This is a genomic window from Microbacterium sp. Bi128 (genome assembly GCF_918698205.1).
Genome location: NZ_CAKKMM010000961.1, coordinates 1 through 1,972, shown reverse-complemented (window position 1 = coordinate 1,972; position 1,972 = coordinate 1). Strand labels below are relative to the sequence as shown.

4 protein-coding genes are annotated in these 1,972 nt (G+C 68.9%); 3 read left to right on the top strand and 1 reads right to left on the bottom strand.

Annotated features, from left to right (window positions below):
- From LQV45_RS28550 to LQV45_RS28540, 3 genes are all read left to right on the top strand, one after another.
- The coding region (locus LQV45_RS28550; RefSeq protein ID WP_230010334.1) for an inorganic diphosphatase at positions 1-237 on the top strand (237 nt) is incomplete at its 5' end.
- Between the two features lie 127 nt (positions 238-364).
- Positions 365-1,120: a DUF429 domain-containing protein gene (locus LQV45_RS28545; protein WP_230010332.1), complete on the top strand. Its 756-nt coding sequence runs from the start codon at positions 365-367 to the stop codon at positions 1,118-1,120.
- Between the two features lie 79 nt (positions 1,121-1,199).
- Positions 1,200-1,799 carry a hypothetical protein gene (locus tag LQV45_RS28540; protein ID WP_223915353.1) on the top strand — a complete coding sequence of 200 codons (600 nt, stop codon included), beginning with the start codon at positions 1,200-1,202 and terminating at the stop codon, positions 1,797-1,799.
- Between the two features lie 51 nt (positions 1,800-1,850).
- On the opposite strand, the gene LQV45_RS28535 is transcribed toward LQV45_RS28540, so the two are convergent.
- Positions 1,851-1,972 (bottom strand): HAD family hydrolase (locus LQV45_RS28535; RefSeq protein ID WP_230010336.1); only part of this gene is annotated, 122 nt, incomplete at its 5' end.

The window sequence follows — 1,972 nt, the reverse complement described above, 5'->3', positions numbered from 1 at the left end:
GACGGCGGCGGCGACGCCAAGGTCCTGTGCGTCCCGACCGATGCCCGGTTCGACCACATCAAAGAGATCAGCGATGTCAGCGAGTTCCTGATCAAGGAAATCGAGCACTTCTTTACCCGTTACAAGGATCTGGAGCCGGGCAAGTGGGTCAAGGCCGAGGGCTGGGGCGACCGTGCCGCCGCCGAAGCCGAACTGGCAGCCTCCATCAAGCGTTACGTTCCGGCAGCCGGCCACTGACCGTTCCTGCACTCCAGCGCGGGGTCACGTACCGCCCATCCGGGGTTCCGGAACGGGCGGTACGTGACCCCGCGTTTTTGTTGGGCGTTTTTCGATTGGCGTTCAGTCAAGTGGCTGGGGCGCGGTGATGCGGACTCTCGGCGTCGACCTCGCTGCCGCCGCGAAGAAGACGGCGGCGGCCGTCATCGAATGGGATGGCGGCGCGGCGCGCCTGGCGCATCTGTCGTTGAACGTGGGCGACGAGGAGCTCCTCCGCCTCTTCGACACCAGCGCCATGACGGGGATCGATTCCCCCCTCGGCTGGCCGGTCGCGTTTCTTCCCTTCATCGCCGGGCACCTGAGCTTCGAACCCCATCCGGTGCTGGACCATGACGGGATCGAGGGCCGCCGGCTGCTCGCCTACCGCGACACCGACCGTTTCGTCACCGGCAACACCGGCATGATCCCGCTCAGCGTCTCCGCGGACCGGCTGGCCCACCCGGCGATGCGTTGCGCGGTGATTCAGGCGAAGATCGCAAGGGAGTACGGTCCGCAGGCCAGGGACGGCAGCGGCCGGCTTGCCGAGGTGTACCCGGCGGCGTCGCTGAAGCTCTGGGGGATCCATGCCCGCGGCTACAAGGGGCGCGGGGCGCCGGAGGCGGAAATGCTGTCCTCAGCGGTGGCGGACCTGGCCGTGAAGGCGCCGTGGCTGGACCTGGCGGAGTACCGGGCCGATCTTGCGGCGTCCGATGACATGTTCGATGCCCTCATCGCCTCCCTGTCCGCGCGGGCCGTCGCCGTCGGCGCGACGCTGCGGCCCGGGCCCGGGCACGCCGCGGCGGCCCTCACCGAAGGCTGGATCCACCTGCCCTCCGGCCAGCTTTCCGGCCTCGCTTCCCGGTAACCGCCTCTGTTACGGCCCCGGCACAGCACGCCCGCCAACAACTTGCCCCGCAAGTGCCAGCAGGTAGTGTGTCATCAGAATGTTCACGCTGACCATCAATCAAACCGACAGCCGGCGCGACGGCGACCGCGTGCCGCAGCTCCTCAAGGACCTGCGGCACATTCCGGCGCGCCTTGATTTCGACCGTTCCGTCGAGGATGAGGTCCAGGGGATCCTGGACTGTCCGCATCAGACGGTGGAAGCGGCCATGATCGCCCTGCGCAGCGGCAGCTGGTACGTGGGCATTGGCGTGGGCCCGGTCAATGAACCCCTGCCGAACCAGATCAAGGACGCCTCCGGGCACGGGCTGATCTATGCCCGGCGCGCGGTGGATCGCCTCCGGAACCACAAGGACCGCGTCCGGGTGGCCGTGGAGGGTCCGCTGGCCGATCTTGCCGCAGAGGCGGAAGCCGTGCTGCGCCTCCTGGGCCACATTGTGCACGACCGCAGCCACGCGGAATGGCGCGTACTGGACTTGCTCACCCCGGGGGTGCGGGGTCAGCAGAAGGCGGTCGCAGAGGAACTCGGGATCACCACCCAGGCCGTGAGCAAGGCCGTGGCCCGGTCCCAGTGGAATGAAGAACACGCGGCCCGGCCCGCTGCGGCGCGGCTCCTGGGCCTCATCCTCGACGTCCGCTAGCCGTCCCGGCCCCTCCCCGGAACCGCCCGACCCTGCCGCGCCTTTGAGGCCTTAGAGGAGGCTGCGAAGCACGTGCGCGGCGCCGTCGTCGTAGACCGATTTCGTCACTTCGTCAGCGGCGGCAATCACCTCAACGGGGGCCTGGCCCATGGCCACGCCGCGGCGCGCCCAGG